This window comes from Chelativorans sp. ZYF759, from assembly GCF_012911015.1.
Lineage (GTDB): Bacteria > Pseudomonadota > Alphaproteobacteria > Rhizobiales > Rhizobiaceae > ZYF759.
On sequence record NZ_WVVV01000002.1, the window covers coordinates 120,703 to 145,476 of the forward strand.

Consider the following 24,774-nt stretch of genomic DNA (forward strand, 5'->3'; position numbering starts at 1 on the left):
CGCTGATTGGCCATATGCCCGGACCGTCAGCGCGCCATCTCGTGCAGCTGCCGCAGCAGGCCCACCACATGCTGGCGCTTGTCGAGATTGTAGACCCGCGTCGCGCCGATGCGTTCCGTGGCTTCCTGCCAGAAGGAGGAGAGTTCGGCGGCCTGGCGCAGCCGCCCTTGCCCCGCCGCCTGGCGTGCCAGTTCCGAGATGCGCCCGAGCACGGCGTCGTTGAACACGGCAAAGCGCGCGCCATCGTCGCGCGCCGCGACCCCGTCTGCCACCTTGTAGGCGGCCGCGGCGTCGAAACGCGGTGCGTCCACCAGTTTGCGCAGTTCGGCAACGATATCCAGGCCGGAAAAGCGCGTCAGCATCAGGGCGTCGCGCACGCTGCCGCCCGCCTGTTCGAGAAGCAGGCGACGCCGCGCCTCGTCCTCCGGCAGCTCCGCCCCGATGGCGTGGAGCGCCCGCATCAGGTCGGCATCGCCGAGCGGACGCAGGCGCAGGATGCGGCAGCGCGACCGGATGGTGGGCAGGAGCCGGCCCGGCGAATGCGCCATCAGGAAGAACAGCGTGTTGGCGGGCGGTTCCTCGAGGCTCTTCAGGAGCGCGTTGGCGGCATTGGCGTTCATGTCGTCGGCCGGATCGACGATGACGACGCGGTACCCGCCGTCATGGGCCGTCATGGACAGGAAACGGCCCACGCGTCGCACCTCGTCTACGGTGAGCGCCTGCTTGAAGCCCTTGCCGCGATCGGCCACCGGCCGCGTCAGATGCAGAAGCGAGGGGTGTGCCCCCTGCGCAATCAGCCGTGCGGTCATGCTGGCCATGTCGGGCTCGCCCAGTTCGGCGGGCGCCGCGCGCGCATCGGCATGGGACAGGATATGGCGCGCCAGCCGGAAGGCGAGCGTGGCCTTGCCGATGCCGGCCTTGCCGGCCAGAACCAGGGCATGATGCATGCGCCCCGAGCGATAGTCGGCGGCAAGCTGCGCGACCTCGTCGTCATGGCCGAAGAGATGCGGGTTTTCCGGCGGCTCCGGCACGTCTTCGAGACTGTCGTGCTGTTCGGGATAGAGGCGCTCGTAGCTCATGCCCGCTCCTCCATCCTGACGGCGCCGCCCTCGCCCGCCAGAGCGGCTTCAACGGCCGCCGCGATGTCGGCGGCCACGCTGTCGGGATCGCGCCCGGCATCCACCACGACGCAGCGTTCTGGCTCGGCCCGGGCGATGGCGAGATAGGCATCGCGCCGGGCCCGGTGGATGTCCAGCGTTTCCTTCTCGTAGCGGTCGGGCGTGTCGTCGCCGCGCCGGGCGGCGGCCCGCGCAAGCCCCTGCTCCGCCTCAAGATCGAGGATGAGTGTCAGATCCGGCATCATGCCGTTGATCGCCACCCGCTCGAGCGCCTTCATGAAGCCGGGCGAGAGCCGGGCGTCACCGCCCTGGTAGACGCGGCTGGAATCGAGAAACCGGTCGCAGAGCACGATGCTGCCGCGCGCGATGGCCGGCCGGATGACCTGCTCGACATGATCCGAACGTGCGGCGGCGAAAAGAACGGCTTCCATGGCCGGACCGAATGGCTCCGCCGCACCCGACAGAAGCACGTGGCGTACCGCCTCCGCACCGGGCGAACCGCCCGGTTCGCGGGTGACCAGCACCTCGTGGCCCGATTCGCGCAGGCGGTCGGCGAGCCGTGAAATCTGGGTGGATTTGCCCGCCCCTTCCCCGCCTTCGAAGCTGATGAAGATGCCGCGTTTCAAGACCTGTCGGAGCCTGCCGGTTGCGCACCGCCCCAGCGGGCGGCACGGCGTTTGTCATGCCGGCAAGCTCTAAGGCTTTTGTCCGCGAAGGTCCACGCCCGGACTAGCGCAGCCAGCCCACCAGAAGCTCCTGCACCGCGTCGAGCGCACGCTGGTGGATCTGGCCCGTGGGTACGCTTTCGGCCGCGTAGAGCGGCGTTTCCTGGCTCATCGTGTCGCCGATCCACACCCGCAGCGTGGCGATCTGCTGGCCTTCCTCGACGGGGGCGTCGACCGGCCCGCGATAGACGATGCGCGCGCTCATCCGGTCGCGGCTCATCGTCGGCACGAAGATCGAGACCGGTCCGTTCGCGCGCAGTGGCACGGAACGCTGCGCCCCGCCATAAAGCCGCGCCTCGCCGATCACCGAGCCTTCGGCGAAGATGTCGGACCGCTCGAAGGCCCGCATGCCCCAGTCGAGGATGCGCCTGGCCTCCTCGGCCCGCTGCGCCTCGCTGGTCATGCCGCTCATCGCCACGAACAGGCGCCGATCGCCGCGCGCCACCGAGCCCACGATGCCGTAGCCCGATTCGGTCGTGAAGCCGGTCTTCATGCCGTCCGCCCCGATATCCATGCGCAGGAGCGGGTTGCGGTTGCGCTGCAGGATGTTGTTCCAGGTGAAGTCGGGCTGCGCGTAGAAGCGGTAATATTCGGGATATTCGGCCCACATGTGGCGCGCCAGCTTCACGAGTTCGCGTGCCGTCACGAACTGCCCTTCGGCCGGAAGGCCGGTCGAATTGACGAAGACGGATCGCTCCAGCCCGATCTGGCGCGCGCGTTCGGTCATGAATTGCGCGAAATTCTCCTCCGAGCCCGCCATGCCTTCGGCGATGATGATGCAGCCGTCATTGGCCGATTGCACGATCACGCCCTGGATGAGGTCTTCCAGCCGGATGGAGGAGCCGAGCTCGGCGAACATGGTCGACCCGCCCGACATGGCGCCACCGCTGCGCCAGGCGTTCTCGCTGACCAGAAACGTGTCGTCCATGGTCAGGCGCCCGGTCTTCAGCGCGTTGAAGACGACTTCCATCGTCATCAGCTTGGCCAGCGAGGCCGGCGGGATCAGCTTGTCGGGATCCTTGGCGAACAGGATCGTGCCGGTCTCCGCGTCGACCATGAAGGCGGTGTCGGCGCGTGTTTCGTAGAGCTGCGCCTGCGCCGGAACGACGATGAAGGATAGAAGTAGCAGCAGCACGCCGAAGCGGGCCCGCGAGAAAGCACGTGTCATTGATCCGCCTGATTCTGCATCCTGTCCCCAGCGGAACGAAGGTAGCAGTGCGCGGGACCGCGCATCAAGAAAAGATCGCGTGAGGGTTGCAGCCTCAGTCGCGAACGGTCAGGGCGTCGGTGGCACCGGCATCCCAGGCGGCCTTGAGGATATCGTCGATCGACGCGCGCCCGTCGGGCCGCACGACCAGGGAGGACATGCCGCCGCTCGCCGCCAGGATCTCGACGGCACCGAGCGCGGCCAGCGGACGGGCCAGACGCCGCGCTGTGGCCTCGTCGGCAAATGTGCCGGCGGCAACATGCATGCCCGACACCGCATTGGCCGCCGCGGCCTGTTCGGCATTGCGGCGCTCCCAGGAAGCGACGGCGGCCGTATCCGACACCCGGCCGCTCGCCAGACCTTCAAGCGCGGCCGACGCGGCCACGATACGGTGGTCGGCATAGGAAAGCGCCAGGCCGGCAGCCTGCGCCTGCGCCAGCAATTGCGGGCGCTGCGGCAGGATGGGCCCGTGCTGGGGCATGGTGGGGAAATCGCCGGCGCTGCCTGGCGTCGAAGCCGGCGCACCCGTCGCGCCGATCGCGGCACCCGGGCGCCGCCCGTCAAAGGCCGGCGCGGACGCTGCCGCGGCGCTCGGCGTGGCACCGTTCATGGCCATCATCACGCCGCTCGGCAGGCCGTCCGAGGGATCGGGCCCGCGCCCGCCGGGGCGATAGGAAGCCATGAGGAACTGTTCGTCCTGGCCGTGCAGCGGCGCACGACCCAGATATTCGACCTGCACCCGCGCCACGCCATTGCCCTTGGTGCCCAGCACCTCGGCCGAGCGGCGCGACAGGTCGATGATGCGCCCGGACACGAACGGCCCGCGATCGTTGACCCGCACGACGAGCGAGGTGCCGTTTTCCAGATTGGTGACCCGCGCATAGCTGGGCAGCGGCATGGTGGGATGGGCCGCCGTCAGGTGATGCATGTCGTAGACTTCGCCATTGGCCGTCAGGCGGCCATGGAAGGCGCTGCCGTACCAGGAGGCCTGCCCGACCTTGCGGTAGTCCGGCTCTTCCTTGGGATGGAACCACTGGCCGCGGATCTGATAGGGCCGGCCCACATGGTCGCGCCCGCCGCCGCGCGGCAGGCCCCGCTCGAGATTGGAAACCCGCGGGCTGGCAGCCACGCCCCAGATGGATTCGGCGAAATATTCGCCCGTGCGCGTCTGCTTGGCCGTCTGCTGGGTCGGCTTGGCGCCGCAGGCCGCCAGCAAGGCGGCACAACAGGAGATGATGACGGCAGCAGGCGCGCGCGAAAACAACCGTTGTCCGCTGAAAGGCATTCTTGACCCGTCCCCTTGCCTCGCCCGCCAGGATGGCGACCGGGCGAAGGCCTCGTCCCGTCCCAAGCGAGGCCTGAATTTCACTCTGTACGCCTAATGGCGCGAAAGTTCTTAGCAGCCTGTTAAGGAAATGTGGCCAGAAGGGGGCGATTCTTGGTTAACGGCGCGGACGCCGCCGCTTTTGCCGGCGACGGCGGGCTGGAACCGGCCTCAGCCGGAAATCCGGGCGGTGCCTTCCATGCCGTCATTGCGCTGCCAGTTGATGCTGTTTTCGCCGGTCGACTGGATGGTGAAGCAATGCGTCTCGCCATCGTACCAGCTCGGCCATTGCTGGCACATGCGGTTATCTTCCACCCACCAGCTGCCGGTCTCGCGCGGCGCGAACATGCGCGCCAGCGTGATTCCGGAAATGTCGCCCGTCACCTCGCCATTGGCGCCGTAGCGCAGCGGCAGGGTCACGCCGTAAGACGTCGACAGGTGGACGGTGCGATCCTGGATCAGGCCGCGTATCTCGTCTCCCGACAGCGCATTGGCACTGGCGGGGCCGGCCATCGTGACGGCCAGGAGGACGGATGCGGTGCAGGCGGCGAGGCTCTTCAGGGCCATTGGGCTATCTCCGGGTAGAATGGACACTGCCGCAAACTACGCTGCGCGACCGCACGCGGATCAGACACGAAAGGTGAAAGCTTGAAAAGAACAGCCACTTGGCCCATTAACGCGGGCTGAAACGGAGGGATGGCCGAGCGGTTTAAGGCACCGGTCTTGAAAACCGGCGTGGGTGCAAGCTCACCGTGGGTTCGAATCCCACTCCCTCCGCCATCCACCGCCGATTGCCCCCCGACGCGCGATACTCTCGCGATTACCGCCGGCTATTCCTATGGCGGCGACAAAAGCCATGGCGCCCGCGTCGGACTGGCCGGCGAGTTCTGACGGCCAGATCGTCAGAACCGCAAGCGATCGTATATGTTTGAACACCCCAAGACGAAAATGCCCCCGCCAGAGGCGGGGGCAACTCTTGCCGGCGCCCTTGGGGCGGGGGTCTTCGGCACCGGCAAGAATACTCTAGTCGGCGCCCGAAACTTCATCGCTTAAAATTGTTAGGGCTTACGGCGAATTTCTTGCCGGCCGCTGTCGGCTCACGTCGAACTGATGGGCAGTCGCTGCGAGATCATGCCGGCCAAGGCTGCCCAGCTCCCGGCGGGCGCTGCCTGTGGGGCGGTCATTTGACGGGGCGTGCCGATCGGGCCGCAACCCGGCGCCCAGTCGATCTGCCTCATCTTGCGCGTGGCATGTGCGGCGTTCCTGGCTCGCACCCGCGCGGTGTGGGTCATCCCGTCGGCGCGGTAGGCGCACAGGAACACGGGGCCAAGCCTTTCCTCTGCGTTTCTCATCATGTGCCTCTTCGAAATCGGGTTTTGCTGAATCAACTCCCCCGGACGGCGGGGGTTCCCGATGATCGAACAAGCTGGCGTGGTGGTCAGCCTCGGCCGTCTTCCGTTCCCGGCGACCGGCGGCAAGGGCCGCAAGCTGCCGCCGGAATCAAAGATGCCCGGACCGCGCGTCGGCGCGGTCCGGGCATGTGTCAGTCCTTGGACTGATGGTCGATCCGTATCAGAGAACGCCGACCAGAAGCAGGACGATGATCAGCGAAAGCGGGACGCCGAGGAGCCAGAGGATGATGGGCATTTTTCGAATTCCTGTTTGAGTTGCCGTTGCCTCAATAACGACACACCCGGCAATCCGTTCCCATCTTCGTGGCTTTGGCTAATTTTCTTTCCGCTCCCAGGTCAGGTCGGTGAAGGCGAGAACCACGGCGAAGGTCGCGAAGAATGCGACGACGGCGGTGGTGAGAAGCATGGTTTCGGCGGGCATGTCGGACCTCCATTGGCTATGTGTCACCAATGGCGCTGGGCCGCCTTCAAGACCTTGACCAAGGTCAAATCCGCGTCGAAATCAGACCTCTTTGGCGACGCGGTCGAGCCGCATCAGCGTCTCGATCAGCGCCGGCATGTCGGCCAGCGGCACCATGTTCGGCCCGTCGGAGGGCGCATTGTCGGGATCCTCGTGGGTTTCCACGAACACGCCCGCGACACCCACCGCCACCGCTGCACGCGCCAGCGGCCCCACGAACCGCCGGTCTCCGCCGCTGGAGGCGCCCTGCCCGCCCGGCTGCTGAACCGAATGGGTCGCGTCGAAGATCACCGGCGCGCCGAAATCCGCCATGATTGGCAGCGAGCGCATGTCCGACACGAGCGTGTTGTAGCCGAAGGACGCGCCGCGCTCGGTCACCATGACCCGGTCATTGCCGGAGCCCGTCAGCTTGGCGATCACGTTCTGCATGTCCCAGGGCGCCAGGAACTGCCCCTTCTTCACATTGACGATCTTGCCCGTCGCCGCGGCCGCCACCAGGAGGTCGGTCTGGCGGCACAGGAAGGCCGGGATCTGCAGCACGTCGACGGCTTCGGCCACCGGCGCGCATTGCTCGGCCGTGTGCACGTCGGTCAGAACGGGAAGCCCCAGATCGCGCCGCAGGTCGGCGAAGACCGGCAGCGCGGCGTCGAGCCCGAGGCCGCGTCGCCCGGTGAGCGAGGTGCGATTGGCCTTGTCGAAGGAAGATTTGTAGACGAGCCCGATGCCGAGCCCCGCGCACATCTCCTTCAGCCGCCCCGCCACCTCGAACGCGTGGTCGCGCGATTCCATTTGGCACGGGCCGGCGATCAGCGCGAGCGGCGCGTCATTGGCGAATCGGACGCTGCCGATTTCGATGGAATGCTGCGGTTTGGTCATGCTTCCTCGAAGATAAATTCTGTGCCCTGTCCCGGCGCCGGCGGCACGGTAAGGCGGTTGCCCGACCTCGTGTAGTCGATGCCGGCCTCGGAAAACAGTCTTTCCGTGCGGGCGCCGTCGGTCACGGCCAGAACGATGCCGGCAAAACGCAGCCCCGAGCCGTGCCGACCTGGCCTCATCTCGATGGTGCCGGCCGGGGTGGGCACGGCCACGTCCAGAAACGCGCGCGCACGGGCCGGGTCCCCGGCCTCGGCGAGAATCGCGCTGATCGCGCGGGCGCCGTTGGCGTGAATCTCGAGAGCGGACCGATCCACCTGAGGCACGCCGATGCGCTGGCAGGTGAAAAGATAGCCAGCCGTCTCGGAAGGTTCGGCGGCGAAGGCCAGTCTGAACGAAGCGGTGCCGCTTGCCCCGTCCGGATCGCGAAAGCCACGCGAGAAGGTGAGCATCGGTCCGGCCGAAATCCCTTGTGCAACAAAGCCACGGTCATCGGCCGCGGCATCTTCGGTCTTGAAGACCAGTGCCGAAAAACCTTCTTCGCCCAATTCCTGCCGGAAGGCCCTGTCGCGCGCCACGAAGACATTGCCGGCGCCCACCGCCTCCTCGACGGATGCTGCGTTGCCGATCGCCAGTGGCTCCAGAAAAGTGTCGTCGGAGAAATAGACGCAGGCATTCACCGTGCCGAATGGATGGACACCCTCCGGTGCCACCGTGAAGCCGAGCGCGGCCAGCCGCGCGCGTGCCGTCGCCAGATCGCCGACGGGCAGCACGCAATGATCGATGACGCGAAGGGCGGGACTGGTCATGCCCTCATCTGCCCGCTTTCGCCGCGCCGTTCAAGATCAGGGTATGATGGCGGTTGCCGCTGTGCTGGCCAGCGTTGCCGCCCCGCGTTCCATCTTCGCCAGGAAGCCCGCCACCGTGACCCCTGCCCCGTGGCGGATGATGTTGAGATGGTTGGCGCCCGGAAAGACATGCACGGTCGCAAGCCCTTCATTCAGCGCCGCCAGCTGCTTGGCGAAGAAGGCCGGTGTCACGCTGTCGAGTTCGCCGGCCAGTATCAGGATCGGCGCATCGATCAGCCCCATGCGCGAGCGCGTGTCGAACTGGCTGCTGACGCGCCAGATCGGCAAAGGCGCGGCCTGATAGCGCACGACATCCGCGAAGCTGGTGAAGGGCGCCTCCAGGATGACGCCCAGCGGGTGGAAGGCAGCCGCCGCGTAGCTCGCGATGCCAGTTCCCATCGAATAGCCGTAGATGACGTAGCCGTCCGGCGCCAGGGCGCTGTCTTGCGCCAGATCGAGCAGGGAGCGTGCGTCACGGTAGAAATCCGCCTCGCCGGGACGACCGGGATTGCCGCCATAGCCGCGATAGCTGGCCAGAAGCAGGCCGTAGCCCTGATCGGCCAGCTGGAACAGATGGGCGGGCTTGCGCGCGAAATCGCCCATGCGGTCGGGGAAATAGACGATGACCGGCTTGCCGGGCGCAGCCGGCCGGTACCAGTTGCGGAGCGTCAGCCCGTCATGCGTCTTCAGGTCGACCGCCTGGAAGCCGTCCCGATCGGCCAGCGCCATGATGGAGACGCGGAAGCGGTCGGCATAGAGATACATCTCCGGGATGGTCAGTCCGGCCAGGAAGCCCGTGGTCGCGAGGAACACGAGCAGCGCCGAGGCAAGCTTGACGGGCCTGCCCGCGTATCGTGTCCTGCGCCTCGCCTCGACTGTCGCCATGTCGCCAAGCCCCGTGCCACCGACCCACGGGATCGCACCCGTCGACCAAATCAGTAACATCACGCTAAACCGATTGGATGTTACAGTCTCGTCACGTTTCGTGAATGTTACTGATTGTGATGATGCCGCAACACTGCCGGGCCGGGATGCGAACCCCTTTTGTTTCACGGCTCCTTGCGCGGCCGGACAGGGGCATGGAACGACAGCGCAGCCGTGTCATTGGGAGTTCATGGTGATGACCGACAAGAAGACCGAGCCTGGCCGCTGGCGAATCGATTTCTGGAACCGCCGGCGCCAACCCGAGCCTGCCGAGCATGACTGGAACCTGGACGTGAAAAGGATCCTGTTCGTCACCGACGCCTGGGAACCGCAGGTCAACGGAGTCGTGCAGACGCTGAAGAGCCTGTTTGCGGCTCTGTCGGCAATCGACATCGAAGTCGCCCATCTGACCCCGGCCGGGCATCGCACCCTGCCCCTCCCCTCCTACCCGGATATCCGGCTGGCCCTGACCACGCGCGGCCAGATCGCGCGCCGCATGGAGGAGGTCAGGCCCGACCACGTCCACATCGTGACCGAAGGTCCGCTCGGCATCCATGCACGCCGCGTCTGCCTGAGCCGCGGCCTGCCCTTCACCACGAGCTACCACACGCGGTTTCCCGAATATCTGCGCGCCCGCGTGCCGGTGCCGGAAGCCTGGAGCTACCGCTGGCTGCGGGCCTTCCACAATTCCGGCAGCGGCACGATGGTGGCGACGCCGTCGCTGCGCGAGGAACTGGCCGCGCACGGATTCGACAAGCTCATGCTGTGGGGCCGCGGCGTGGATACCGAGACCTTCCACCCGCAGCTGCGCGCCGATCTTGGCCACCAGCGGCCGGTCTTCCTGTATGTTGGCCGGGTCGCGGTGGAGAAGAACCTGCCGGCCTTTCTCGATCTCGACCTGCCGGGCACCAGGATCGTGGTCGGCGACGGACCGGATCTCGCTTTGCTCAAGGGCCGCTACCCGCACGTCGTCTTCGCCGGCACCAGGCGAGGCGAGGAACTGGCCCGCTATTTCGCCAGCGCCGACGTTTTCGTTTTCCCCAGCCGGACCGACACGTTCGGCCTCGTGCTGCTCGAGGCTTTGGCGAGCGGAACGCCGGTTGCCGCCTACCCCGTCACCGGTCCGGCTGACATCTTCGCGGATGGGCGCGGCGGCGCGCTGTCGGCCGATTTGCGCACGGCCGCCCTCAAGGCGCTCGAAATCCCGCGCGAGGAAGCGCGCGCCAAGGCGCTCGAATATGGTTGGGACGCGTGTGCCCGGGCCTTCATGGAAAACGTCCAGCAGGCCCAGCACGATTTCGCCGCCCGCCAGGCGGCCTGATCTTCACGCCAGCTGGCTTCAGACCAGCCGGCTCTGCTCGACCGCGGCGGCGATGAAGGACGCAAAGAGCGGGTGCGGCTCGAAGGGCCGGCTCTTCAGCTCCGGATGGTACTGCACGCCGATGAACCAGGGGTGGTCGGCATATTCGACCGTCTCCGGCAGCACGCCGTCGGGCGACATGCCGGCAAAGATCAGCCCGCACGCCTCCAGCCGCTCCTTGTAGTCGATATTGACCTCGTAGCGGTGGCGATGGCGCTCGGAAATATGTGTGCTGCCATAGATCTCGGCGATCTTGGACCCCGGGCGTAGCGCCGCGTCATAGGCGCCGAGCCTCATCGTGCCGCCGAGATCGCCCGATGCCCTGCGCTTCTCGAGCATGTTGCCCTTCAGCCATTCGGTCATCAGGCCCACCACGGGCTCGTTCGTCTCGCCGAACTCGGTCGAGGACGCCTTTTCGATCCCCGCCAGCGAGCGCGCCGCCTCGATGCAGGCCATCTGCATGCCGAAACAGATGCCGAAATAGGGCACCTTTCGCTCACGCGCGAATTTGGCGGCCAGGATCTTGCCCTCGGAGCCACGCTCGCCGAAACCGCCCGGCACCAGGATGCCATGCACCTTCTCGAGCCAGGGCGAAGGGTCTTCCTTCTCGAAGATTTCCGATTCGATCCATTCGAAACGGACCTTCACCCGGTTGGCCATGCCGCCATGGGCGAGCGCCTCCATCAGCGACTTGTAGGCGTCCTTGAGACCCGTGTACTTGCCCACGATGGCGATCGCCACCTCGCCTTCGGGATTGTGGATGCGGTCCGAGACCTCGTGCCAGCGTTCCATGCGGGGCTTCGGCGCCGGATCGATGCCGAAGGCGGCCAGCACTTCCGAATCCAGGCCTTCCCCGTGATAGGCCATGGGCACGTCGTAGATATGCGCCACGTCCAGCGCCTGGATGACGGCCGATTCGCGCACGTTGCAGAACAGCGACAGCTTGCGCCGCTCCTCGACGGGAATTTCCCGGTCGGCGCGCACCAGCAGGATGTCGGGCGCGATGCCGATCGAGCGCAATTCCTTGACCGAATGCTGCGTCGGCTTGGTCTTGAGTTCGCCCGCCGCAGGGATCCACGGCATCAGGGTGAGGTGGATATAGACCGCCCCGCCGCGCGGCAGTTCGTTGCCGAGCTGCCGGATCGCCTCCAGGAACGGCATCGCCTCGATGTCGCCGACCGTACCGCCGATCTCGCACAAAACGAAATCATAGTCGTCATTGCCGTCGAGGACGAAATTCTTGATCTCGTCGGTGACGTGGGGAATCACCTGGACAGTCGCGCCCAGATAGTCCCCGCGCCGCTCGCGGTCGATGATGTTCTGGTAGATGCGCCCGGTCGTGATGTTGTCGGCCCGATTGGCCGAGCGCCCGGTGAAGCGCTCATAATGGCCGAGATCGAGATCCGTCTCCGCACCGTCGTCGGTGACGAAGACCTCGCCATGCTGATAGGGCGACATCGTGCCCGGATCGACATTGAGATAGGGGTCGAGCTTCCTGAGCCTGACACGGTAGCCGCGCGCCTGGAGAAGCGCGCCGAGCGCCGCCGAGGCAATGCCTTTACCGAGGGAGGAAACCACGCCGCCAGTGATGAATACGTATCGCGCCATGGGAGTCAGGGCTTAGCGCCGCCTCCCCGATTCCGCCAGAGAAAATTTCGCTTTTTCATCTTTATCCCCGCTTCAGAGCGCAAAGAGAAAGGGGCGGTCGCCCGCCCCTCGCTGATGGTTCCGGACCCGGATTCTACTGGCCGCTCGGGACCTGTGGCTGTCCGGTGGGCTCCGTGCCGCTCGGCGGCGCGGGTGTGTCGTCGCCTCCCAGCTGGTCCAGCACGCCGCCACCGCCCTCGGGAAGCGTCTGCTCCTGGCCCGGCATGCGGTCGAAGATGTCGACCGGCTGCGCGCCATAGCGCGCCATCAGCGAAAGGCTGAGCGAGGTGGCGAAGAAGGCCACGGCCAGGCCGGCAGTCACCTTGGTCAGGAGATTGCCCGAGCCGCGCGCGGCAGCGAAGTTCGATCCGCCGCCAATGCCCAGGCCACCGCCCTCGGATCGCTGCATGAGCACGACAGTGACCAGCGCGATCACGATCATCAGATGGATGACGATGAGAATTGTCTGCATGGGAAGAACAGGTGCTTTCGGTTGTAAGCGTTCGGCTCGCGAAAGGCGGCTCCTTACACGGCTTCTTGCCGTATTCCAAGCCCCGTGCCCGCCCATATGGGCATCGACACGACGCCTGAAAAGGTCAATGGCCCATCACAGCTTGCGATAGGCCTCCGCGATGCCGAGAAAATCGTCGGCCTTGAGGCTTGCACCGCCCACGAGCGCGCCGTCCACATGGGCGACCGCCATCAATTCGGCGGCGTTGGCCGGCTTGACCGACCCACCATAGAGAATGCGCATCCGCGCGGCTTCCGACTCGCCCACCGCCTTCGCCAGCTCTGCGCGGATATGGGCATGGGCCTCGGCCACGTCGTCTGCCGTCGGCGTCAGGCCGGTGCCGATCGCCCATACCGGCTCGTAGGCCAGGATCAGATTGGCCGCATTCGCGCCCCCCGGCAGCGACCCCTCGATCTGGCGCGAGAGCACGTTGAGCGTCTCGTCGTCCTCGCGCTCGTCCTTGGTCTCGCCGATGCACAGGATCGCGACCAGCCCGCCCCGCCAGGCGGCCTCCGCCTTGGCGCGCACGTCGGCGTCGCTTTCCTCATGGTCGGCGCGTCGCTCGGAATGGCCCACGATCACATGGCTGGCACCTGCGTCCTTGAGCATTTCGGCCGAAACGTCGCCGGTATGCGCGCCGCTGGCTTCGGCATGGCAGTCCTGGCCGCCGACGCCCACCGGCGTGTCGCGCAACGCCTCATGGGCACGCGTCAGAAGCGTCGCCGGGACGCATATCAGCGCCTCTGTCTCGGTCTCGAGCCCTTCCATGAAGGCATTGCCGATGCGAACGAGCTCGGGCAGCGAGGCACCCGTCCCGTTCATCTTCCAGTTTCCGGCGACAAGTGGCCTGATGCCTGGCGTCATGGCTCGATCAACCTCATTCCGTTTCGGGGATGGGGCCTTCCTACCAAAAAGCGGCCACAAAGCAATCGACACTGGGCGTCTGGGGCGGTATTCCCGATCTTGCTTTCGAACGCACACGCTATTTCAGGTAACGGACGGTCCATGCTCACATCGCTCAGAAACGCTTCCGGCTCGCTGGTGGTCAAGCTGCTGCTCGGCCTGCTCGTGCTCAGTTTCGCCGTATGGGGCATTTCCGGCCAGATGCTGGGCGGCGGCAGCAACAACGTCGTCACCGTGGGCGAAACCAGCGTGTCGCCGATCGACTATCGTCTCGCCCATGACCGGCAGATGATGATGATGTCGCAGCAATTCGGCACCCAGCTGACGCGCGAACAGGCCCGTGCCTTCGGCGTCGACCAGCAGGTGCTCAGCCAGGTGGTCGCCGGTGCCCTGCTCGACGAACAGGCCCGCGAGATGCGGCTCGGCCTGTCGGTGGACCGACTTGCGGCACTGACCGCCGAGGATCCCGCCTTCCGGGGCCCGGATGGCCGCTTCGACCGGGGACAGTTCGAATGGGTGCTGCGTCAGGTGGGCATGCGCTCGCAGGACTATCTCGCCAACCGCGAGCGCGTCGCCAAGCGCCAGCAGATCGTGGAGGCCGTATCCGACGGCCTGACCCTGCCCGACACCTTCCTGCGCGCCATGGCGCTGCACCAGGGAGAGCGTCGCAGCGTCGACATGATCATCCTGCCGCCGCGCCTGGTCGACGATGTCGAGGCCCCCACCCAGGCCGAACTTGAGGCATGGTACGAGGCGAACCAGGAAAACTACGTGGCGCCGGAATACCGCACCGTCAGCTATCTGCGCCTCGACCCGGACTCGCTGGCCGACCCCGCCGCCATTTCCGACGACGAGGTCGAGGCCTATTACCAGGCCAACATCGAACGCTTTTCAGCCGAAGAGCAGCGCCGCATCGAGCAGATCGTCTTTGGCGATGCCGACGAGGCGGAGGCTGCGCTTGCCCGCATCAGAGACGGCGAGGATTTCGCCGCCGTCGCCCAGGACCTCGGTCGTGCGCCGGGCGACCTGCTCCTCGGCATCTATGCCGAAGGCCAGGTTCCCGACGCGGCGATCGGTGCGGCCGCGTTCGAACTCGACGAAGGTGAGGTCAGCGACGTGGTCGAGGGCATGTTCGGTGCCATCCTTCTGCGCGTGACCGAGATCACCCCCGCCGGCGCCGAGCCGCTCGCCGATGTCGAGGACGAGATTCGCCAGGAAATCGCGCTCGACCGCTCGAGCGACATGGTCATGAGCGTCTACGATTCCTACGAGGATGCGCGCGCTGCGGGCGATACGATGCAGGAGGCCGCAGACAGCCTGCAGCTCAACGCCGTGACCATCGAGGCCATCGACGCCTCCGGCAGGACGCCGGATGGCTCCACCCTCGACATTCCGGAAGCCTCCGCGCTGGTCGAGGAAGCCTTCGCGACCGAGGAAGGCGTCGAGAACCCGCCGATCAACATCGGCACGCTGGGCTTCCTCTATTACGAGGTCGACGCCATCGCCCCCTCGCGTCAGATGACGCTCGACGAGGTGCGCGAGCAGGCCGCGGCCGACTGGACGGCGGCGGAGCGTGCCTCGCGCCTGTCCGAGCTTGCGGCCGACATCCGCCAGCGTGTGGACGGCGGCGAGAGCCTCGCGGAGATAGCGGAAGAGCTGGGCCTGTCGGTCCAGAACAAATATGGCCTCAACCGCACGACCAACGACAGCGATCTCGGCCGCGATGGTGTCGCCGCCGTCTTCGCCGTTCCCCAGGGCGCGACCTCCGCGATGTCGTTGCCCGATGGACGCGGCCACGTCGTCTTCACCGTCACGAATGTCTCGCAGCCCATGGCCGCGGGTCCCGACGCCATCGACGAGAACACCCGGACGCGCATGTCGGCCGGGCTTTCGGACGATCTTCTCGACCAGCTGGTCGCCCGTCTTCAGGGCGTCTACCCGGTCTCCGTCAACCAGAATGCGCTGCAGCAGGCGCTGAGCTTCTGAGCGTTGCCATGGTGGGGGAGTTCAAGACCTATGTCGCGAAGGCCGGGAGCGGAAAGCCCCTCTCCTTCGAGGATGCGCGCGCCGCCTTCGACCTGATGATGTCGGGCGAGGCCACGCCGACCCAGATCGGCGGCTTCCTGATGGCGCTGAGGGTCCGCGGCGAGACCGTCGACGAGATCTCCGGCGCCGTCGCCACGATGCGCGCCAAGATGCTGACGGTAAAGGCCCCCGACGACGCGGTCGACATCGTTGGCACCGGTGGTGACGCGTCGGGCTCCTACAATGTCTCGACCTGCGCCGCCTTCATCGTGGCGGGCGCCGGCGTTCCCGTCGCCAAGCACGGCAACCGCGCGCTCTCCTCGCGTTCCGGCGCCGCCGACACGCTGGCCGCCTTGGGCGTCGACATTGAGATCGGGCCGGAACTCATCGCGCGCTGCATCGATGAGGCCGGTCTGGGCTTCATGTTCGCCCCCTCGCATCATTCGGCCATGCGCCATGTCGGCCCCTCCCGCGTCGAACTCGGCACCCGCACCATCTTCAATCTGCTCGGCCCGCTCTCCAACCCCGCCGGCGTCTCGCGCCAGCTGGTCGGCGTCTTCGCACCCGAATGGGTCGAGCCGCTCGCCCATGTGCTGAAGGGCCTCGGCTCCGCGACGGTCTGGGTCGTGCACGGCGACGGTCTCGACGAGATGACGACCACCGGTCCGACCCAGGTCGCGGCACTCGAAGAGGGCGAGATCCGCACCTTCGAGATCACGCCGGAAGATGTCGGCCTCGCCCGTGTGCGGCCCGAGGCGCTCAAGGGCGGCGACGCCAGGCACAACGCCCGCGCGCTCAAGGCCGTCCTGTCGGGAGAAGCAGGCCCATATCGCGACATCGCTCTTCTCAACGCCGCCGGCGCCCTGGTCGTGGCCGGCCGCGCGCGCAAGCTTGCCGACGGCGTCCGGCTCGCCGCGCAATCCATCGACGAAGGCCGCGCCATGAAGGCGCTCGACAGGCTGGTCGCCGTCTCGACCGGCAGGGAGGCGCCGTTGTGACCGACATTCTGCGAAAGATCGAGGCCTACAAGCGCGAGGAGATCGCCGCCGCCAGGACGTCCGTGCCGCTCTCCGAACTGAAGGCGCGGCTTGCCGATGTCGCGGCCCCACGCGGCTTTGCCGAGGCCCTGCGTCGCAGGATCGATCAGGGCCGCTTCGCGCTGATCGCCGAAATCAAGAAGGCGAGCCCGTCCAAGGGTCTGATCCGGGCCGATTTCGATCCGCCCGCACTCGCCCGCGCCTATCAGGCTGGTGGTGCTGCCTGCCTGTCTGTGTTGACCGACACGCCTTCCTTCCAGGGCGCGCCTGAATTCCTGACCTCCGCGCGCGCCGCCACCACCCTGCCCGCGCTGCGCAAGGACTTCATGTTCGAGCCCTACCAGGTCTATGAGGCGCGCGCCTGGGGTGGAGACGCGATCCTGATCATCATGGCAAGCCTTGCGGACGAGGAAGCCCGCGCGCTCGAAGACTGCGCCTTTGACCTCGGCATGGATGTCCTGATCGAGGTCCATGACGAAGCCGAACTGGAACGCGCGCTCCAGCTCTCCTCCCCGCTCATCGGCATCAACAACCGCAACCTCCGCACCTTCGAGGTCAGCCTCGAGACCTCCGAACGCTTGGCGGCGATGATTCCCGACGACCGCCTCATGGTCGGCGAGAGCGGCATCTTCACCCATGAGGACTGCCTGCGGCTCGCGCGGTCGGGAATCTCCTCCTTCCTCGTCGGCGAGAGCCTGATGCGCCAGGACGACGTGGCCGCCGCCACCAGGCAACTGCTCGAAGGCGCCGCCGCTCCCGCGGCCGCCGGCTGAACGGACATGACGGAACCAAGCGGCAAGCGCCTGACCCATCTGGCCGAATCCGGCGCCGCCGACATGGTCGACGTCGGCGCCAAGGACGAGACAGTGCGCACGGCGGTGGCCGAAGGTCGGGTGCGCATGCGCCCCGAGACGCTCGACCTCATCCTCGCCGGCAACGCCAAGAAGGGCGACGTGATCGGCATCGCGCGTATCGCCGGCATCATGGCCGCCAAGAAGACGCATGAGCTGATCCCGCTCTGCCACCCCCTGCTGCTCACCAAGGTGACGGTCGACATCGAGCCCGACCATGCGCTGCCCGGCCTGCGTGTGACGGGGCGTGCCCGCGTCACCGGCAAGACAGGCGTCGAAATGGAAGCGCTGACGGCCGTCTCCGTCGCTTGCCTGACGATCTACGACATGGCCAAGGCGGTCGACCGCGAGATGAGCGTGGAGGGCATCCGGCTGCTTGAGAAGACGGGCGGCAAATCCGGCGACTTCCGCGCCGGGAGCGCCTGAACATGGCGCTCCTCCCGGTCGACGAGGCACTTTCCCGAATCCTCGCCGGCGCACATCCCCGGGCGCCCGAGACCGTGCCGCTGGCCGAGGCCGGCGGCCGCATCCTCGCCGAAGACGTCATCGCCTTGCGCGACCAGCCACCCTTCGATGCCTCGGCCATGGATGGATATGCTGTGCGCGCGAGCGATATCGCATCCCCGCCCGCAAGTCTGCGCGTGACAGGCGAGGCCGCTGCCGGCCGCCGGTTCGGCGGCGAAGTCGGCCCCGGCGAGGCGGTGCGCATCTTCACCGGCGCGCCGGTACCGCCGGGCGCCGACACCATCCTGATCCAGGAGAATGCCCGCCGCATCGACGCGACCACGATCGAGGCGCTGGACGCCACGGCCGCAGGGCGCCACATCCGCCGCGCGGGCCTCGACTTCGCCACCGGGCGGCGCGTGCTCGAGGCGGGGCGCGAACTGGATGCGGCCGCGCTGTCGCTCGCCGCTTCCGCCAACCGCCCTGCCCTGTCGGTCCATGGTGTTCCCACCATTGCCATTCTCGCCACCGGCGACGAGCTCGTAGCGCCCGGCACGCCGCCCGGCCCCGACCAGATCGTCTCTTCCAACAATGTCGGCGTGGCGGAGATCGTGCGCCGTGCCGGCGGCCGCGCGCTCGATCTCGGCATCGCCCGCGACCGCGAGGCCGAGATCGGCGCATCGATCGCAGGCGCGCGCCGGCAGGGCGCCGACGTGATCGTCACCATCGGCGGCGCGTCGGTGGGCGACCACGATCTGGTCCACAAGGCGCTGTCAGGCCAGGGCATGGAGCTCGATTTCTGGAAGATCGCCATGCGGCCCGGCAAGCCGCTGATGTTCGGGCGGCTCGGCGAAACCCTGGCCATCGGCCTGCCCGGCAACCCGGTCTCCGCCCTCGTCTGCGCGCATCTTTTCCTGGCCCCGCTGGTGGCAAGGCTCTCGGGAAGGCCGCACCACCACGACGTCAGGACCATGCGTCTCGGCGCCGACATGGCCGCCAATGCCGAGCGCCAGGACTATGTCCGCGCCATTGCCGGCACGACCGATGGCGAGATGGTGGCGACCCCCCTCGACCTGCAGGATTCCTCCATGCTGTCGGCCCTTGCAGCCGCCAACGCCCTCATCGTGCGCCCGCCCAATGAACCGGCCGCCCAGAAAGGCGCGCCCTGCCAGGTCGTGATGCTGCGCTAGGCCACGGCTCCCGCACTTGCGGAACACGTCACGAACAGATACAGTCTGTTCTGCATTTGTTTAGGCCGAGGTGGCGCGATGTTGACCCGCAAGCAGCACGAACTTCTGATGTTCATTCATCAGCGCATGAAGGAATCCGGCATCCCGCCCTCCTTCGACGAGATGAAGGACGCGCTGGACCTCGCTTCCAAGTCCGGCATCCATCGCCTCATCACCGCACTCGAGGAACGAGGCTTCATCCGACGCCTCGCCAACCGTGCCCGCGCGCTCGAGGTCATCCGCCTGCCCGAATCGATGTCGCCCGGCCTGGCCCAGGGCCGCAAGTTCACCCCCGGCGTGATCGAGGGGGGCCGTTCCGGCGAAAAGCGCCGTCCGCCGGTGGCGGGCAACGATCAGGACGCCGGCGGCTCGATTTCGGTCCCCGTGATGGGCCGGATCGCGGCCGGTGTGCCCATCGACGCGATCCAGCACCAGACCCATTCGATCAGCGTGCCCCCGGACATGATTTCCGGCGGAGAGCATTATGCGCTCGAGGTGAAGGGCGATTCGATGATCGAGGCCGGCATCTTCGAGGGCGACACGGTCATCATCCGCCATGCCTCGACCGCCACGCCCGGCGAGATCGTCGTGGCTCTCGTCGATGGCGAGGAAGCGACGCTGAAGCGTCTGCGCCGCAAGGGCGATTCGATCGCGCTCGAAGCCGCCAATCCCGCCTATGAGACCCGCATCTTCGGCCCCGACCGTGTGAAGGTTCAGGGCAAGCTGGTGGGCCTCATCCGCCGCTACTGACGGCGCGTCCGCGCGTCTCGGTCAGGACCGGGTGCGAGCCTATGCCCGCCCCGGCACGATCCTGATTTCGCTGCCCCAGGGGTCGGCCGTCACCCGCTCGCCGGTCGCGGCGCCATCCACCATCTCGACAAAGGCCAATCCTGCCCTGGTCGCCTCGCGCGGCCCGGCATTGCGGCTCCTCCAGATATTGGCCCCGATATGGTGGTGATAGCCGCCACTTGAGAGGAACACCGCCTGCGAGCCGTAATGGGCCGTCGTCTCCAGGCCCAGTTCGTGCCACCATTCCTCTGCCGCGTCGACGTCGCCGGCGCGCAGATGCACATGCCCGATCACGGTGCCTTCCGGCGCCCCCTGCCAGCCGGCATCGCCGGCATCGAGGGTCGACAGCAGGCCGTCCACGTCCAGCCTCTCGGTTGTCATCGCGATCCGCCCGTTCTCCCGCTTCCAGACCTCCTGCGGCCGGTCGGCATAGATCTCGATGCCGTTGCCTTCCGGATCGTTCAGATAGATCGCCTCGGAGACGTGGTGGTCGGAGGCACCGGTAATCGCGATCCGGCTGTCCACGGCATGCTGCACCCAGCGCGCGAGATCTGCGCGCCCCGGCAGGAGGAACGCCGTGTGGAAGAGGCCCGCCGAGCGGGGATCGTCGGGCGCCAGGCTTGGCGCATGTTCGATCTCCAGCAATTCGCGCCCGCCCGCGCCAAGCGCGATCGCGGCGCCGCTGCGCCGCATCTCCGTCAGCCCGAGCAGCGATCTGTAATAGGATGCCAGCGCCTCGCCGTCGCGCGCGCGCAGGCCGACGCGGCCGACATGGATCGGCGTCGTGGCGGAAAAGGGAAGGTCGGACATGGGTTCTCTCCGGACAAGGCGGCCGTGGGCCTTTCCGTCAAGATCGGAGCTACGATCGTTCACCACAAGTGATATGAATCGAAACAGCGCGTTCACACATTTCACGGCGTTGCATCGCGGCGCGCCTGCGGCTAGTCACGCGGCATGAAGGCAAGCGAAGCAGATATTCTGATCGTGCCGGGATACACCAATTCCGGTCCCGGCCACTGGCAGACGCGGTGGCAGACAAAACTGTCCACGGCACGCCGCGTCGAGCAGGCGGAATGGACCAAGCCCGTCCGCGAGGACTGGACGCGCACCATCGCCGAGGCGGTGAACACGGCCGAGCGGCCGGTTGTCCTGATCGCCCATTCGCTGGGCGTGGCGGCCGCCGTGCAGGCGCTCGACGCTTTCGAGAAACGGGTCGCGGGCGCGTTTTTCGTGGCCCCGCCCGATGTGGCGAACCCGGCGATCCGCCCCCGCCACCTGATGACGTTCGGCCCGTATGCGCGCGACCCCCTGCCCTTTCCGTCCGTGCTCGTCGCCAGCCGCAACGACCCCTATTGCGATTACGATGTCGCCGAGGACATCGCCGGCGCCTGGGGATCGCTGTTCATGGATGCGGGCGAAGCCGGCCATCTCAACACCGAGTCCGGTCACGGACCCTGGCCGGAAGGCCTGCTCGTCTTCGCCCGCTTCCTGTCGAGGCTCTAGCGCAGCACTTCCAGCTTCACCGGCGCAACGCCCGAATTGACCATGCCGATGGCGCCCGCGGCGCCACGGGAAAGGTCGATGATGCGGCGTCCGGCAAAGGGTCCACGATCGTTGATGCGCACCACCACGGCGCGTCCGTTGCGCTGGTTGGTCACGCGCACCTTGGTGCCGAAGGGCAGGCTGCGATGTGCGGCCGTCATCTGGTGCATGTCGTAGCGCTCGCCATTGGCGGTGCGCCGGCCGTGGAACTTGGAGCCATACCAGGAGGCCTGGCCGCTGGCGGACTGCGCCACGGGCTGTTGGCTGGCATGGGAAGGTTCAAGGGAAAGGAGGGAGAAGGCAAGCAACGCCGCAGGCACTGCGGCAAGTCCGGTTAGCTTCATCGACGGATTCCGAGTTCTTGTTTGCGATTGAAGCCCCCCGGCTGGGGCTGGCATCTGACCGCTCGGATTGACGACAACTTGGCGACAAATTGACGATTTCTAGGCAATTCTCCTAAGACCTGATTGATTTCCTTCGCTGAACGCTTATCTTTCGAGCCTCAAGGAGCCGCCGCCGGTTGACATCGGACGGCGCGTTCCTTAACGCCGACAGGCATGGGTCCGTCCGGATGCGGCGGTTCAGGAGCCAGTGCACCCCTACTGCGCAGGCAACATCAGCAAAGACCAGGCAAACGTGTCATCAGACGATAAGACCGAAGCAGGCGCCATCGACGCGCCCCAGATCACATTCGACCAGCTGGGCCTGTCCCGTAAGGTCGTCTCGGCCGTCGCCGACGCCGGCTACACGATCCCGACGCCGATCCAGGCGGACGCCATTCCTCATGCCGTCGCCGGCAAGGACGTGCTGGGCATAGCGCAGACGGGAACGGGCAAGACGGCGGCCTTCGTGCTGCCCATGATCACCCGGCTCGAAAAGGGCCGCGCCCGGGCGCGCATGCCGCGCACCCTCATCCTCGAACCGACGCGCGAACTCGCCGCGCAGGTCGAGGAGAATTTCGTCAAATACGGCAAGAACCACCGCCTCAACATCGCGTTGCTCATCGGCGGCGTCTCCTTCGATGAGCAGGAAAAGAAGCTCGAGCGCGGCGTGGACGTCCTCATCGCCACGCCGGGCCGCATGCTCGACCATTTCGAGCGCGGCAAGCTGCTTCTGACGGGCGTCGAGATCCTCGTCATCGACGAGGCCGACCGCATGCTCGACATGGGGTTCATCCCCGACATCGAGCGCATCTGCAAGCTGATCCCCTTCACCCGCCAGACGCTGTTCTTCTCGGCCACCATGCCGCCGGAGATCACCAAGCTCACCGAGCAGTTCCTGCAGGCTCCGGTGCGCGTCGAGGTGTCCAAGGCGGCATCGACGGCAACCAACATCGTCCAGCGCCTGGTCAAGTCCAAGTCGAAGGGCTGGGACAAGCGCGAGACGCTGCGCAATCTCATTCGCCAGGAAGGCGACGATCTCACCAACGCGATCATCTTCTGCAACCGCAAGGTCGATGTGTCGGAGCTCTTCCGCTCGCTGGTGAAGCACGATTTCGACGCCGGCGCGCTGCATGGCGACATGGACCAGCGCGCGCGCATGGCCATGCTGGACGGCTTCAGGAAGGGTAAGCTCAAGCTGCTCGTGGCCTCCGACGTGGCCGCACGCGGACTCGACATTCCCGCCGTCAGTCACGTCTTCAACTTCGATGTGCCGATCCACGCCGAGGACTATGTCCACCGCATCGGTCGCACCGGCCGTGCGGGCCGGTCGGGCAAGTCCTTCACCATCGTCACCAAATCGGACGCGAAATATCTCGATGCGATCAAGAAGCTGATCGGCCAGGATATCGAATGGCTGGACGGCGACGTCTCGACCATCGCACACGATGACGAGGATGATTCCCCCCGGCCGCGCCGCGGCCGCGAGCGCAAGCCGCGTGGCGACAGCAAGCCGCCCCGGAAGACGAGAAGTGCGCCAGCGCCCGTCGAAGACGATGCGCCGTCGGTCGTCCCGGCCGAGCCGCTTGCCCCCGCCGCCGTCGTCGAGGCGGTCCAGGAGGAAAAGCCTCAGCGCAAGCGCCGCGACGCGATCAAGGCCGAGAACGCCGAACGCAAGGCGGCCCAGCCCGAGGCGGCTCCCGCCCCACGTCGCGAAGACCCTGCCCCGCGGCGCGACGACAATGACAGGCGCGGCGGCAAGCGCCGTGGTCGCGACCATGATGAGGGTGACGGGACCATCGGTTTCGGCGACGACATGCCCGCCTTCATGAAGATCGAGGTTAAGGCCTGATTATTTGCGGCTGCGCAACGCGGCCGCAAATGCCTTGCGCGCCCATTCGGCGCGCTCCTCCGGATCGTCGACCGCCGCATCCGGCACGCTCCAATAGGGCATCGCGGTCGTCTTGCCCTCTTTCCCCTCATAGATGAACTGGCGCGAACCGGCAGCCTTGAACTCCGGTGCGCTCTCGGCATCCGCCTTCAGCAGGATCTCGCCATAGGCTTCGAGCGCGAATATCTGCCCGTCGCGGTAGATGCCCGTTCCACCGAACATCTTGCGTGTCGTGACCGGCCCGAAGCCCTCGAAGAAATCGGCTATCTCGTCCTGTGTCATCGCCGAACCATTCCATGCCAGATGCGTTCAATCTGGCAGGAACGCAGCCGGGAAGGAAGACGCCATGCCCATGCTGATGACAGGCTCCTGCCGCTGCGGCGCCGTCCGCTTCGAGGTCGCCAGCCACACGCCCGTCCCCTACCAGCTCTGCTACTGCTCGATCTGCCGCAAGCAGCAGGGCGGCGGGGGATATGCCATAAACCTCGCGGCCCTCGCCGCGACGCTGAAGATCGAGGCCGACGGCGAATTGGGGCTCTACCGGGCGGAGATCGAGGAGGCTGGCGGTTGCCGCATCTCGTCGGGCGAACGCCGCTTCTGTCGCGAGTGCGGATCGGCTCTGTGGCTGTTCGATCCCAGCTGGCCCGAACTCGTCCACCCCTTCGCCAGCGCCATCGACAGCGACCTGCCCCGGGCCACGGAGCGGGTCCACCTCATGCTGCGCTACAAGGCGTCATGGGTGGAGCCCGCCATCCGCCCAGGCGATTCTACCTTTGATCTCTATCCGAAGGAATCGATTGAGGACTGGCACCGGCGCCGGGGATTGTGGGTGGAATAGGCGCCGGTAGGATGGCGCTGCCTTAGACCCCGCTCGCCGCCCGCGCTTCGGCCAGTTCCTTCAGGTCTGCGGGCTTGAGCTCTACCGATTCCCCGCAGCCGCAGGCCGATGACTGGTTGGGGTTGTTGAAGACGAATCCCGTCCTCAGCGTCGTGACCTCGAAATCCATCTCGGTTCCGAGCAGGAACAGCGCCGCCTCCGGCGCGACCCAGACATGGGCGCCCTCATGCTCGATATGATCGTCACCGGTGGCGGGCTCCGTCACCAGGTCGATAGTATATTCCATGCCCGCGCAGCCGCCCTTCTTGATGCCGATGCGCACGCCGCGCACGCTTTCGCGGCTGTCGACGATTTCACGAACGCGCGCTGCCGCTGCGTCCGTCATGGAAATAACGGAAAATCTGCCCATCTCTTGCTCCATTCGGCACGGGTTCAA

26 protein-coding genes and 1 tRNA gene are annotated in these 24,774 nt (G+C 66.7%); 11 read left to right on the top strand and 16 right to left on the bottom strand.

The features are described from left to right. Nucleotides 1-26: 26 nt before the first annotated feature. The 5 genes from GRZ55_RS04470 to GRZ55_RS04490 all read right to left on the bottom strand — a co-directional run bounded on the left by GRZ55_RS04470 (nt 27) and on the right by GRZ55_RS04490 (nt 4,941). A complete protein-coding gene (locus GRZ55_RS04470; RefSeq protein ID WP_169285704.1) occupies nt 27-1,079 on the bottom strand; it encodes a DNA polymerase III subunit delta' in 1,053 nt (350 codons plus the stop codon). Then, the gene (tmk, locus tag GRZ55_RS04475) at nt 1,076-1,744 is read right to left on the bottom strand and encodes a dTMP kinase (protein ID WP_169285705.1); all 669 of its coding nucleotides are present in this window, start codon (nt 1,742-1,744) and stop codon (nt 1,076-1,078) included. The genes GRZ55_RS04470 and tmk overlap by 4 nt, the downstream gene beginning before the upstream one ends. Nucleotides 1,745-1,847: 103 nt before the next feature. Continuing rightward, nucleotides 1,848-3,011 (bottom strand): D-alanyl-D-alanine carboxypeptidase family protein, encoded by a 1,164-nt coding sequence (locus GRZ55_RS04480; protein WP_169285706.1) that lies wholly within the window; start codon nt 3,009-3,011, stop codon nt 1,848-1,850. A 94-nt stretch (nt 3,012-3,105) separates the two neighbouring features. Then, on the bottom strand, nt 3,106-4,335 hold the full coding sequence (locus GRZ55_RS04485; RefSeq protein WP_169285707.1) for a septal ring lytic transglycosylase RlpA family protein: 1,230 nt from the start codon (nt 4,333-4,335) through the stop codon (nt 3,106-3,108). A 210-nt stretch (nt 4,336-4,545) separates the two neighbouring features. Continuing rightward, a complete protein-coding gene (locus GRZ55_RS04490) occupies nt 4,546-4,941 on the bottom strand; it encodes a hypothetical protein (protein ID WP_246734517.1) in 396 nt (131 codons plus the stop codon). Nucleotides 4,942-5,064: 123 nt separating this feature from the next. On the opposite strand from GRZ55_RS04490, the gene GRZ55_RS04495 reads away from it, so the two are divergent. Beyond that, nucleotides 5,065-5,154, top strand: a tRNA-Ser gene (locus GRZ55_RS04495). A gap of 317 nt (nt 5,155-5,471) precedes the next feature. Here GRZ55_RS04495 and GRZ55_RS04500 read toward each other — a convergent pair. From GRZ55_RS04500 to GRZ55_RS04515, 4 genes are all read right to left on the bottom strand, one after another. Then, the gene (locus GRZ55_RS04500; RefSeq protein WP_169285708.1) at nt 5,472-5,729 is read right to left on the bottom strand and encodes a hypothetical protein; all 258 of its coding nucleotides are present in this window, start codon (nt 5,727-5,729) and stop codon (nt 5,472-5,474) included. 559 nt (nt 5,730-6,288) lie between these two features. Further along, the gene (gene kdsA, locus GRZ55_RS04505) at nt 6,289-7,122 is read right to left on the bottom strand and encodes a 3-deoxy-8-phosphooctulonate synthase (RefSeq protein ID WP_169285709.1); all 834 of its coding nucleotides are present in this window, start codon (nt 7,120-7,122) and stop codon (nt 6,289-6,291) included. Next, the gene (locus GRZ55_RS04510; RefSeq protein WP_169285710.1) at nt 7,119-7,928 is read right to left on the bottom strand and encodes a VOC family protein; all 810 of its coding nucleotides are present in this window, start codon (nt 7,926-7,928) and stop codon (nt 7,119-7,121) included. The genes kdsA and GRZ55_RS04510 overlap by 4 nt, the downstream gene beginning before the upstream one ends. A gap of 36 nt (nt 7,929-7,964) precedes the next feature. Beyond that, nucleotides 7,965-8,912 carry an alpha/beta hydrolase gene (locus GRZ55_RS04515; protein ID WP_169285711.1) on the bottom strand — a complete coding sequence of 316 codons (948 nt, stop codon included), beginning with the start codon at nt 8,910-8,912 and terminating at the stop codon, nt 7,965-7,967. A 175-nt stretch (nt 8,913-9,087) separates the two neighbouring features. On the opposite strand from GRZ55_RS04515, the gene GRZ55_RS04520 reads away from it, so the two are divergent. Continuing rightward, entirely contained in the window at nt 9,088-10,212 is a 1,125-nt protein-coding gene (locus GRZ55_RS04520) for a glycosyltransferase family 1 protein (RefSeq protein WP_169285712.1), read from the top strand. Nucleotides 10,213-10,230: 18 nt separating this feature from the next. Here the strand turns inward: GRZ55_RS04520 and GRZ55_RS04525 are convergent, their stop codons facing one another. From GRZ55_RS04525 to tpiA, 3 genes are all read right to left on the bottom strand, one after another. Beyond that, a complete protein-coding gene (locus tag GRZ55_RS04525; protein WP_169285713.1) occupies nt 10,231-11,859 on the bottom strand; it encodes a CTP synthase in 1,629 nt (542 codons plus the stop codon). 133 nt (nt 11,860-11,992) lie between these two features. Then, on the bottom strand, nt 11,993-12,370 hold the full coding sequence (secG, locus tag GRZ55_RS04530) for a preprotein translocase subunit SecG (protein ID WP_169285714.1): 378 nt from the start codon (nt 12,368-12,370) through the stop codon (nt 11,993-11,995). Between the two features lie 135 nt (nt 12,371-12,505). Continuing rightward, nucleotides 12,506-13,273, bottom strand: coding sequence for a triose-phosphate isomerase (tpiA, locus tag GRZ55_RS04535; protein ID WP_169285715.1), 768 nt, complete (start codon nt 13,271-13,273; stop codon nt 12,506-12,508). A 141-nt stretch (nt 13,274-13,414) separates the two neighbouring features. Here tpiA and GRZ55_RS04540 point away from each other — a divergent pair, with 141 nt between their 5' ends. From GRZ55_RS04540 to lexA, 6 genes are all read left to right on the top strand, one after another. Next, entirely contained in the window at nt 13,415-15,298 is a 1,884-nt protein-coding gene (locus GRZ55_RS04540) for a peptidyl-prolyl cis-trans isomerase (RefSeq protein ID WP_169285716.1), read from the top strand. Between the two features lie 11 nt (nt 15,299-15,309). Beyond that, nucleotides 15,310-16,335, top strand: a complete 1,026-nt coding sequence (trpD, locus tag GRZ55_RS23365; protein ID WP_368856589.1) for an anthranilate phosphoribosyltransferase — start codon at nt 15,310-15,312, stop codon at nt 16,333-16,335. Further along, nucleotides 16,332-17,147: an indole-3-glycerol phosphate synthase TrpC gene (gene trpC / locus GRZ55_RS23370; protein ID WP_368856582.1), complete on the top strand. Its 816-nt coding sequence runs from the start codon at nt 16,332-16,334 to the stop codon at nt 17,145-17,147. Before trpD ends, trpC begins: the two co-directional genes overlap by 4 nt. 6 nt (nt 17,148-17,153) lie before the next feature. Next, nucleotides 17,154-17,651: a cyclic pyranopterin monophosphate synthase MoaC gene (gene moaC, locus GRZ55_RS04550; RefSeq protein WP_169285718.1), complete on the top strand. Its 498-nt coding sequence runs from the start codon at nt 17,154-17,156 to the stop codon at nt 17,649-17,651. Nucleotides 17,652-17,653: 2 nt separating this feature from the next. After that, nucleotides 17,654-18,859, top strand: a complete 1,206-nt coding sequence (glp, locus tag GRZ55_RS04555) for a gephyrin-like molybdotransferase Glp (RefSeq protein WP_169285719.1) — start codon at nt 17,654-17,656, stop codon at nt 18,857-18,859. Between the two features lie 78 nt (nt 18,860-18,937). Continuing rightward, on the top strand, nt 18,938-19,648 hold the full coding sequence (gene lexA / locus GRZ55_RS04560) for a transcriptional repressor LexA (protein ID WP_169285720.1): 711 nt from the start codon (nt 18,938-18,940) through the stop codon (nt 19,646-19,648). 39 nt (nt 19,649-19,687) lie between these two features. Here lexA and GRZ55_RS04565 read toward each other — a convergent pair whose 3' ends face one another. Continuing rightward, nucleotides 19,688-20,497, bottom strand: a complete 810-nt coding sequence (locus GRZ55_RS04565) for a VOC family protein (protein WP_169285721.1) — start codon at nt 20,495-20,497, stop codon at nt 19,688-19,690. A gap of 144 nt (nt 20,498-20,641) precedes the next feature. On the opposite strand from GRZ55_RS04565, the gene GRZ55_RS04570 reads away from it, so the two are divergent. Further along, nucleotides 20,642-21,190 carry an alpha/beta hydrolase gene (locus GRZ55_RS04570; protein ID WP_169285722.1) on the top strand — a complete coding sequence of 183 codons (549 nt, stop codon included), beginning with the start codon at nt 20,642-20,644 and terminating at the stop codon, nt 21,188-21,190. Here GRZ55_RS04570 and GRZ55_RS04575 read toward each other — a convergent pair. After that, nucleotides 21,187-21,573 carry a septal ring lytic transglycosylase RlpA family protein gene (locus GRZ55_RS04575; protein WP_169285723.1) on the bottom strand — a complete coding sequence of 129 codons (387 nt, stop codon included), beginning with the start codon at nt 21,571-21,573 and terminating at the stop codon, nt 21,187-21,189. The genes GRZ55_RS04570 and GRZ55_RS04575 overlap by 4 nt on opposite strands. 340 nt (nt 21,574-21,913) lie before the next feature. Here GRZ55_RS04575 and GRZ55_RS04580 point away from each other — a divergent pair, with 340 nt between their 5' ends. Then, nucleotides 21,914-23,461: a DEAD/DEAH box helicase gene (locus GRZ55_RS04580; protein WP_169286008.1), complete on the top strand. Its 1,548-nt coding sequence runs from the start codon at nt 21,914-21,916 to the stop codon at nt 23,459-23,461. On the opposite strand, the gene GRZ55_RS04585 is transcribed toward GRZ55_RS04580, so the two are convergent. Then, entirely contained in the window at nt 23,462-23,782 is a 321-nt protein-coding gene (locus GRZ55_RS04585) for a TfoX/Sxy family protein (protein WP_169285724.1), read from the bottom strand. Between the two features lie 64 nt (nt 23,783-23,846). Between GRZ55_RS04585 and GRZ55_RS04590 the strand changes: the two genes are divergently transcribed. Further along, nucleotides 23,847-24,338 (top strand): GFA family protein, encoded by a 492-nt coding sequence (locus tag GRZ55_RS04590; protein WP_169285725.1) that lies wholly within the window; start codon nt 23,847-23,849, stop codon nt 24,336-24,338. Nucleotides 24,339-24,360: 22 nt separating this feature from the next. Here GRZ55_RS04590 and sufA read toward each other — a convergent pair whose 3' ends face one another. Beyond that, nucleotides 24,361-24,747 carry a Fe-S cluster assembly scaffold SufA gene (gene sufA, locus GRZ55_RS04595; protein ID WP_169285726.1) on the bottom strand — a complete coding sequence of 129 codons (387 nt, stop codon included), beginning with the start codon at nt 24,745-24,747 and terminating at the stop codon, nt 24,361-24,363. Between the last annotated feature and the right edge of the window lie 27 nt (nt 24,748-24,774).

What these genes read in the sequence shown, in the direction of transcription:
- GRZ55_RS04540 (WP_169285716.1), top strand. Translation starts at nt 13,415, where the DNA reads ATGCTCACATCGCTCAGAAACGCTTCCGGCTCGCTGGTGGTCAAGCTG.
- GRZ55_RS04510 (WP_169285710.1), bottom strand. Translation starts at nt 7,928, where the DNA reads ATGACCAGTCCCGCCCTTCGCGTCATCGATCATTGCGTGCTGCCCGTC.
- kdsA (WP_169285709.1), bottom strand. Translation starts at nt 7,122, where the DNA reads ATGACCAAACCGCAGCATTCCATCGAAATCGGCAGCGTCCGATTCGCC.
- GRZ55_RS04490 (WP_246734517.1), bottom strand. Translation starts at nt 4,941, where the DNA reads ATGGCCCTGAAGAGCCTCGCCGCCTGCACCGCATCCGTCCTCCTGGCC.
- GRZ55_RS04500 (WP_169285708.1), bottom strand. Translation starts at nt 5,729, where the DNA reads ATGATGAGAAACGCAGAGGAAAGGCTTGGCCCCGTGTTCCTGTGCGCC.
- GRZ55_RS04565 (WP_169285721.1), bottom strand. Translation starts at nt 20,497, where the DNA reads ATGTCCGACCTTCCCTTTTCCGCCACGACGCCGATCCATGTCGGCCGC.
- GRZ55_RS04520 (WP_169285712.1), top strand. Translation starts at nt 9,088, where the DNA reads ATGACCGACAAGAAGACCGAGCCTGGCCGCTGGCGAATCGATTTCTGG.
- GRZ55_RS04525 (WP_169285713.1), bottom strand. Translation starts at nt 11,859, where the DNA reads ATGGCGCGATACGTATTCATCACTGGCGGCGTGGTTTCCTCCCTCGGT.
- glp (WP_169285719.1), top strand. Translation starts at nt 17,654, where the DNA reads ATGGCGCTCCTCCCGGTCGACGAGGCACTTTCCCGAATCCTCGCCGGC.
- GRZ55_RS04485 (WP_169285707.1), bottom strand. Translation starts at nt 4,335, where the DNA reads ATGCCTTTCAGCGGACAACGGTTGTTTTCGCGCGCGCCTGCTGCCGTC.
- GRZ55_RS04590 (WP_169285725.1), top strand. Translation starts at nt 23,847, where the DNA reads ATGCCCATGCTGATGACAGGCTCCTGCCGCTGCGGCGCCGTCCGCTTC.
- GRZ55_RS04570 (WP_169285722.1), top strand. Translation starts at nt 20,642, where the DNA reads ATGAAGGCAAGCGAAGCAGATATTCTGATCGTGCCGGGATACACCAAT.
- GRZ55_RS04480 (WP_169285706.1), bottom strand. Translation starts at nt 3,011, where the DNA reads ATGACACGTGCTTTCTCGCGGGCCCGCTTCGGCGTGCTGCTGCTACTT.
- tpiA (WP_169285715.1), bottom strand. Translation starts at nt 13,273, where the DNA reads ATGACGCCAGGCATCAGGCCACTTGTCGCCGGAAACTGGAAGATGAAC.
- moaC (WP_169285718.1), top strand. Translation starts at nt 17,154, where the DNA reads ATGACGGAACCAAGCGGCAAGCGCCTGACCCATCTGGCCGAATCCGGC.
- GRZ55_RS04585 (WP_169285724.1), bottom strand. Translation starts at nt 23,782, where the DNA reads ATGACACAGGACGAGATAGCCGATTTCTTCGAGGGCTTCGGGCCGGTC.
- secG (WP_169285714.1), bottom strand. Translation starts at nt 12,370, where the DNA reads ATGCAGACAATTCTCATCGTCATCCATCTGATGATCGTGATCGCGCTG.
- sufA (WP_169285726.1), bottom strand. Translation starts at nt 24,747, where the DNA reads ATGGGCAGATTTTCCGTTATTTCCATGACGGACGCAGCGGCAGCGCGC.
- GRZ55_RS04575 (WP_169285723.1), bottom strand. Translation starts at nt 21,573, where the DNA reads ATGAAGCTAACCGGACTTGCCGCAGTGCCTGCGGCGTTGCTTGCCTTC.
- GRZ55_RS04515 (WP_169285711.1), bottom strand. Translation starts at nt 8,912, where the DNA reads ATGTTACTGATTTGGTCGACGGGTGCGATCCCGTGGGTCGGTGGCACG.
- GRZ55_RS04470 (WP_169285704.1), bottom strand. Translation starts at nt 1,079, where the DNA reads ATGAGCTACGAGCGCCTCTATCCCGAACAGCACGACAGTCTCGAAGAC.
- lexA (WP_169285720.1), top strand. Translation starts at nt 18,938, where the DNA reads ATGTTGACCCGCAAGCAGCACGAACTTCTGATGTTCATTCATCAGCGC.